At 42.3% G+C, this 7,578-nt stretch carries 6 protein-coding genes; all 6 read right to left on the bottom strand.

The window, feature by feature from the left end; all coding sequences use genetic code 11:
• Positions 1 to 319: 319 nt before the first annotated feature.
• Positions 320 to 1,387, bottom strand: a complete 1,068-nt coding sequence (locus GC096_RS32600; protein ID WP_171636318.1) for an HD-GYP domain-containing protein — start codon at positions 1,385 to 1,387, stop codon at positions 320 to 322.
• Positions 1,388 to 1,468: 81 nt separating this feature from the next.
• Positions 1,469 to 3,961 carry a DNA gyrase subunit A gene (gene gyrA / locus GC096_RS32595; RefSeq protein WP_171636316.1) on the bottom strand — a complete coding sequence of 831 codons (2,493 nt, stop codon included), beginning with the start codon at positions 3,959 to 3,961 and terminating at the stop codon, positions 1,469 to 1,471.
• 48 nt (positions 3,962 to 4,009) lie between these two features.
• Positions 4,010 to 5,926, bottom strand: coding sequence for a DNA topoisomerase (ATP-hydrolyzing) subunit B (gene gyrB, locus GC096_RS32590; protein WP_171636314.1), 1,917 nt, complete (start codon positions 5,924 to 5,926; stop codon positions 4,010 to 4,012).
• A gap of 35 nt (positions 5,927 to 5,961) precedes the next feature.
• Positions 5,962 to 6,210, bottom strand: coding sequence for an extracellular matrix regulator RemB (remB, locus tag GC096_RS32585; protein WP_171636312.1), 249 nt, complete (start codon positions 6,208 to 6,210; stop codon positions 5,962 to 5,964).
• Positions 6,211 to 6,215: 5 nt separating this feature from the next.
• A complete protein-coding gene (gene recF, locus GC096_RS32580; RefSeq protein WP_171636311.1) occupies positions 6,216 to 7,334 on the bottom strand; it encodes a DNA replication/repair protein RecF in 1,119 nt (372 codons plus the stop codon).
• Positions 7,335 to 7,361: 27 nt separating this feature from the next.
• Positions 7,362 to 7,577: a S4 domain-containing protein YaaA gene (gene yaaA / locus GC096_RS32575; RefSeq protein WP_056622694.1), complete on the bottom strand. Its 216-nt coding sequence runs from the start codon at positions 7,575 to 7,577 to the stop codon at positions 7,362 to 7,364.
• Position 7,578: the final 1 nt, after the last annotated feature.

Raw genomic sequence — 7,578 nt, 5'->3', positions numbered from 1 at the left:
GCTGAAATGCTCATTTTGATGCTAGCGAGATTTTGCAATCTCTTTTATAGTCGATTGCTCGACTGTGCTTACTCACTCGTTGTTCAGTTTTCAAAGATCAATTATTTCCTTATTAATCCTTCGCCCCTCAAAGGCGACTTGATCAATATACCACATCGGCCTACTCAATTGCAAGAACTTTTTTTTAATTTCTTTCGTTCTTTCGTTCGACCGCCGAAGCGACAAGGAGTAATATAACAAATACCTGAAAGGATTGCAAGCTTTATTTACAATATAAAAAAACCTTCACTCGCTGAGAGTGAAGGTTAACCAGAGCAATTTAAATATGGCCAATCACATCTTGAATGAATAGATTTCTTTCGACGGTTAAGTTAACGATTGTACCATTGACATTAACCCATGGTCTTGTAGGATGTGAGCGATCAGAGAACACGATCTCACCTACACGGTTGTCACTTAGTTTCACAAGTGTACCGTTACTAATTTGCGTGGATTTGTTCATAAAGACTTGAACGAGTGTAGGATCTACTTTACCGAAGGATTCGTTCAACAACTGCTCTAATACTACATAGGGCGATAGAGCACCTTTGTAATATCGCTCATTCGTCATCGCGTTATAGATATCAGCAATGGCAACAATTTTGGCATACACATGAATCTTGTCAGACTTTACGCCGAGCGGATAGCCTGAGCCATCTTCTCTTTCATGATGTTGAAGCGCTGTTAGTTTCACACCTTCATTAATGCCAGACATATTCTTAAGAATCTGGTAGCCAATCAGTGTATGTTGCTTAATCTCGTCCATTTCTGAAGCATTTAAAGGCGTCTTCTTCTCCAGAAGTGTGCGATCCACTTTGCTCGTACCAATATCGTGAAGTAAACCTGCTATTGCAATTTGAAGCAAATCCTTCTGCGGAAGACCTGCCCATTTTGCTAAGGAGTACGAGGCTAAGCTTACTAAAATACTTTTATGATAAATATACTCATGTAGATTCCGGTTCTTAGGTGTGAAGGTGAGCACTTTATAAGCATCAATATGTCGAATTAGCGATTCGAGACCTGTCCGAATTTCTAAGATAGGAAGCTGTTGTCCGCCATTAGCAAGAAGGAAAACTCTCTTCATCAGTTTCACCATATTATGATATTCCACATAAAACGGATGAACAGTCTCAACTTCTTTCACTTTGGGCTCTTCACTCTCTTGCTCCACTTCATTGCCGTTCTTAACTTCAATATAAACAGAAGGAATGAGAAATGCTTTCAGAATTTCGAGCTCTCTCTCCTGAATGATTCTTCCTTTGTGAAAAAGCGTATTGCCCATCTTGGTTATTACAATATCGCCTAATCTTTCACCATATTTTAATTGCGAAACGGCTACTGTCGGCACGGTCCTTCACTCACCTTACTATTTCTTATACTTCTTATTGTAAAGTAAAAGGGATGGGTTTGTAAGCCCCATCCCTACATTTTATTCTTCTGACTCTGTTGCTTCTGCTGACTCTTCCCAGTCGCCGTCTTCCTCAGACTCGTTCTGTTCTTCATTCTTCTGAACGCGAGCCAACGTCCCTACTTCGTCATCTTCACGTATGTTAATCAGACGGACACCTTGCGTATTACGCCCCATAACAGAAATGCCGTCCATGCTTGTACGTATGACAGTACCCGATGCGGAAATAATCATCAGATCCTCATCTTCTTGCACCACTTTAAGACCGACAATCGGACCGTTCTTCTCCGTGACATTTAAAGTTTTGATCCCTTTACCGCCACGTGATTGAATCCGATACTCGGAAACAGGTGTCCGCTTGCCGAAGCCTTTGGACGTTACGATTAGTACACTATTATCTTCATGAACAACGTCCATATCGATGACAGCATCTTCATCATCCAAGTGAATACCTTTTACTCCCGTAGCCGATCTGCCCATTGAACGCACATCACTCTCTGGGAAGTGAATGGACATTCCTAGCTTGGTTCCCATAATAATGCCCTGGTTACCGTCCGTAAGCTTCACACCAATGAGATCATCATCTTCTCGTAAATTAATGGCGATTAAACCGCCTTTACGAATGTTTGAATAATCATCAATTGGTGTTTTCTTAACAACCCCTTGCTTCGTTGCAAAGAACAGATACTGCTCTGTTTCAAAGCTTTCAACAGGAATGACCGCATTGACGGTTTCCCCTTGTTCGATTTGAATCAAGTTAATAATTGGTGTTCCACGAGCTGTACGGCTCAAATCTGGAATCTCATAAGCTTTCAAACGATAGACTTTACCTTTATTCGTAAAGAACATCAGATAATGATGTGTATTCGTTACGAACAAATGTTCCACGAAGTCATTATCTTTCGTATCCATACCGACAACACCGCGTCCTCCACGCTTCTGGTTCCGATACGTCGTAACCGGTAGGCGCTTAATGTAGCCAGTGTGCGTTATCGTAATAACGACATCTTCACGTGGGATAAGGTCTTCATCTTCAATGCTTTCTTCACCAACTGTAATCTCCGAACGTCGGTCATCACCGAACTTTTCTTTAATTTCATTCAGTTCTTCGCTAATGATCGCAAGAATCAGCTGCTCATCGGCAAGAATCGCTTTAAGCTCAGCAATTCTCTTCATGAGTTCCGCGTATTCCGCTTCAATCTTCTCACGTTCCAAACCTGTCAAACGCTGTAAACGCATATCGAGAATGGCTTGTGCTTGATCCAGACTCAAACTAAATGTCGTCATGAGTCCTTCTCTCGCTTCATCCGTTGTACGAGAAGAGCGAATTAATGCAATAACTTGATCCAGATGATCAAGTGCAATACGTAAACCTTCTAGAATGTGCGCTCTAGCTTCCGCTTTACGCAAATCGAATTCGGTTCTACGACGAATAACTTCTTGCTGATGTTTAAGATAATAATGCAGCATCTCACGAAGATTCAAAACTTTTGGTTCTCCGTTGACGAGAGCGAGCATAATGATTCCAAAATTGGATTGCATGGCTGTCTGTTTGAACAAGTTGTTCAGAACAACGTTAGGATTAACATCGCGTCGTAGCTCAATAACCACACGCATCCCGTTACGGTCTGACTCATCTCGAAGATCTGTGATTCCGTCGATCTTCTTCTCACGCACAAGCTCAGCAATTTTCTCTACTAATCTTGCTTTATTTACTTGATAAGGCAGCTCATTCACAATGATTCTAGCCTTATTATTATTCTCTTCAATGACCGTTCTAGCTCTCATCGTAACGGAGCCTCTACCTGTGGTATAGGCTGATCTGATGCCTTCGCGTCCAAGAATGAATCCGGCCGTTGGGAAATCAGGCCCTTTGATCGCTTGCATTAATTCCATAGGCGTGACATCTGGATTCTCGATCATCATCTGAATACCCTCGATAACCTCTCTAAGGTTATGTGGAGGAATATTCGTTGCCATACCTACGGCGATCCCTGAACTACCGTTAACGAGTAAGTTCGGGAAACGAGAAGGGAGAACGACGGGTTCATTTTCTTCGCCATCGTAGTTTGGTTTAAAATCGATTGTCTCTCGGTTAATATCACGAAGAAGCTCCATAGCAATCTTCGATAAACGTGCCTCGGTATAACGCATAGCTGCTGCCATATCGCCGTCGATGGATCCAAAGTTCCCATGCCCATCAACAAGCATATAACGCAGGGAGAAATCTTGTGCCATCCGAACCATGGTTTCGTAAACAGCGGTATCACCGTGTGGATGATACTTACCGATAACTTCACCAACGATTCTCGCTGATTTCTTATGTGGCTTATCTGGAGACATACCTAGTTCAGACATCGCAAACAAGATACGGCGATGAACCGGCTTCAAACCGTCTCTAACATCTGGCAGTGCGCGACTGACAATGATACTCATCGCATAGTCTAAGAAGGATGTACGCATTTCGGTCGAAATGTCAATTTCTTTGACTTGCGAATGTAATTCTTCGCTCATGAATGTTCCTCCTGAAAGCTTACATCGTTTGCAACGTCTCGGACGACGTTAGATATCTAAATTTTTCACGTATTTCGCATGTTCCTCGATAAAATCACGTCTAGGCTCTACATTATCGCCCATCAATGAATCAAAGAGTGTATCTGCTTCTATAGCATCTTCGATCGTCACTTGCAGAAGCGTACGGCTTTCCGGATCCATGGTTGTTTCCCAAAGCTGGCCCGGATTCATCTCGCCAAGTCCTTTGTAACGTTGGACATTGACTTTCACGCCTTCACCAAACTCTTGCATAATGATTTCACGTTGCTTCTCGTTATACGCATATCGAATCGTTTTATTACGCTCAAGCTTAAAGAGTGGTGGTTGTGCAATATACACATAGCCAGTCTCAATTAGTTTTTTCATGTAGCGGTATAAGAAAGTAAGCAGCAAAGTACGAATATGCGCACCATCCACATCGGCATCCGTCATGAGGATAATTTTGTGATAACGTGCTTTGGTAATATCAAAATCATCGCTGATTCCTGTCCCGAAAGCTGTAATCATGGCACGGATTTCAGTATTGGATAAGATACGATCCAAGCGTGCTTTCTCTACATTCAAAATTTTACCACGCAGAGGCAGAATCGCTTGGAAGTGACGATCACGCCCTTGCTTAGCTGAACCACCTGCAGAGTCACCTTCTACAATGTAGATCTCACTGATTGAAGCGTCTTTGGAAGAGCAATCTGCTAGTTTACCTGGCAGGGCACTAACCTCAAGCGCACTTTTGCGGCGAGTCAATTCTCTAGCTTTACGCGCAGCTTCTCTGGCTCTAGCAGCTTGAATACCTTTTTCGAGAATTTTGCGAGCTACAGCTGGGTTCTCTTCAAGGAATTCTTGCAGTTTCTCTGCGAAAAGGGATTCCACAATACCACGAACTTCACTGTTACCAAGTTTCGTCTTCGTTTGACCTTCGAACTGAGGCTCTGGAATTTTCACGGAAATAATCGCAGCAAGACCCTCGCGCACGTCATCCCCAGAAAGATTCGAGTCGCTTTCTTTGATCGAATTATTTTTACGGGCATAGTCATTCAGGATCCGCGTCAGTGCGCTCTTGAATCCTGATTCATGCGTTCCACCCTCGTGTGTGTTGATATTGTTAGCAAAAGAGTAAATGTTTTCGGTATAGCTATCGTTGTACTGTAGTGCAATCTCGATGGAAATATTGTCTTTAGCACCTTCAACATAGATCGGCAATTCATTGACGACTTCACGGTTGCGATTTAAATGCTGTACAAAGGACACAATACCGCCTTCGTACATATGCGTTGCTACCGTGTCCGTACGCTCATCTATTAAGTTAATCTCGATGCCTTTATTCAAGAAAGCGAGTTCGCGAATTCTGGATTGCAGCGTATCGAAATCATATTCTGTCGTTTCTTTGAAAATCTCTGGATCCGGTTGGAACGTAACTGTCGTACCTGTTTCTTCCGTTTCTCCGATGATTTTCACATCATATTGAGGCACACCGCGGCGATATTCTTGTTGATGAATTTGGCCTTCACGCTTAACTTGAACCAAAAGCAGTTCTGATAACGCATTTACAACAGAGATACCTACCCCGTGAAGTCCGCCTGAAACTTTATAACCAGAATCGTCCCCACCGAATTTCCCACCAGCATGAAGCACGGTAAGAACAACTTCGAGTGTCGGTCTTTTCAGTTTGGCATTCTCACCAACAGGAATCCCACGTCCGTTATCGATAACGGATATGCTATTATTTTTATGCACAATCACATCGATCTTTGTACAAAAACCGGCCAGGGCTTCATCGATACTGTTATCAACAGCTTCCCACACGAGATGGTGCAGTCCTCGGGCACTAGTTGAACCAATATACATACCCGGTCTTTTGCGAACGGCTTCTAAACCTTCCAGAACCTGAATCTGACTGTCATCGTACGCATTTTGATTCACAGACATGCTACTCTTCACCTGCTTTTTTATATTAAAAGAAGTTAATTCGTCAATAACTGATTAGCTCTTTTCTTGAGCGTAGTCGAGGAAATGGGGGAATAGTAGACTTTACTTTTGGTAACGACTAGTGATTTGCAATCTTCCTCACCAATTTGCTCCGTTCTTTTATCTTGTAATGCTTGTTGAATGAATTGCTTTGATATTTTAGATGACTTCTCAATCGAAATATCAAATATAGCAATCAATTCAGACGCTCTAATGATTTTCTCTCCACCCAAATGAATAAACATGCTTCTCAGCTCCTGCCGCTTACATTTCCTTTCAAAACATGAAACACGGAAGCATGATCCAGTTGGTCCAAATGAACACTCTCTAGACCTGTTGTCGTAATAAACGTTTGGACTTTCTGCTGAAACGTGCGAATTAACTGTGTCTGTCTATATTCATCCAGTTCCGATAGGACATCATCTAGCAATAGCAGAGGATACTCGCCAACTTCTTCATGAATGAGCTCAATTTCTGCTAGCTTGAGTGATAGCGCGGTTGTACGCTGCTGACCTTGGGAACCGTACGTTTGGACTTCTTTGTCATTTATGAAAAAGAGAAGATCGTCACGATGAGGGCCCACTAAAGTTACGCCTCTTCGGAATTCCTGATCTTTCACCAAAGATAACTTTATCATAAATTGGTTTAATAAAACAGATTCATCTTCAAATGGCTCCATGTCAAAAGAAGGGGAGTATCGAATAACTAACGCTTCGCTGTCATTCGTAATTCCTCTGTGAATGTTCTCCGCCCATTTTTGCAGCTTCTTTATAAAGTTTTGACGCTTTTTCATAATTTTAACACCATACTGTGCTAATTGTTCATTCCAAATGTCCAACATGGCGTCCGGTGTGCTTTTTCCAGGGTAATTCTGCTTTAAATAATTGTTCCGCTGCACTAATATTTTTTGATATTGGGAGAGATCATGGAGGTAGGAGGGCTGTACTTGCCCAATTTCCATATCGAGGAATCGGCGTCTAATGCCAGGTGTTCCTTTGACGATCTCTAAATCCTCCGGTGCAAACATGACCACGTTCAAAGCCCCGATAAAATTACTGAGCTTCTTTTGCTCGAGACCATTAATCTTCGCTTTTTTCCCCTTCGATGTGATGGAGAGGTCCAATTTGCAGTTTCCGTACATTTTCTGAACCTCTGCATGCAGCAAGGTCTGCTCGCCGTTCCAGCCGATCAACTCTTTATCTTGATGCGTTCGATGAGATTTGGTCATGGCCAAGACATAAATGGATTCCAATAAATTCGTTTTGCCTTGCGCATTGGGACCAAGAAGAATATTCACGTTGTTATTGGTCGTTAACTCGATGTGATCGTAATTTCTATAATGACTGAGTACGAGTTTATTCAAAAACATAGCCGATCATCCTCCTGGTTAATCCGATCAGGAGCTAATGACCTCGAATTGACCGAAACCTTCCACCTTTACAATATCTTGCGGCACAAGTTTCCGTCCTCTACGATTTTCAGCTTGCCCGTTTACTTCGATTTTGGTTTCCACAACGAAAAATTTAGCTTGTCCACCTGTGGATATGCAGTCCGATAACTTTAAAAACTGCCCAAGTGTAATATATGCAGTGTTGATAACTATTTGTTTCATA

It is taken from the genome of Paenibacillus plantarum (assembly GCF_013141695.1).
GTDB lineage: Bacteria > Bacillota > Bacilli > Paenibacillales > NBRC-103111 > Paenibacillus_E > Paenibacillus_E plantarum.
Note: the sequence above shows the minus strand (reverse complement) of the source record. Positions and strands in the feature narration are given on the sequence as shown.

What these genes read in the sequence shown, in the direction of transcription:
- remB (WP_171636312.1), bottom strand. Translation starts at nt 6,210, where the DNA reads ATGTTTATTCATTTGGGTGGAGAGAAAATCATTAGAGCGTCTGAATTG.
- gyrB (WP_171636314.1), bottom strand. Translation starts at nt 5,926, where the DNA reads ATGTCTGTGAATCAAAATGCGTACGATGACAGTCAGATTCAGGTTCTG.
- recF (WP_171636311.1), bottom strand. Translation starts at nt 7,334, where the DNA reads ATGTTTTTGAATAAACTCGTACTCAGTCATTATAGAAATTACGATCAC.
- yaaA (WP_056622694.1), bottom strand. Translation starts at nt 7,577, where the DNA reads ATGAAACAAATAGTTATCAACACTGCATATATTACACTTGGGCAGTTT.
- gyrA (WP_171636316.1), bottom strand. Translation starts at nt 3,961, where the DNA reads ATGAGCGAAGAATTACATTCGCAAGTCAAAGAAATTGACATTTCGACC.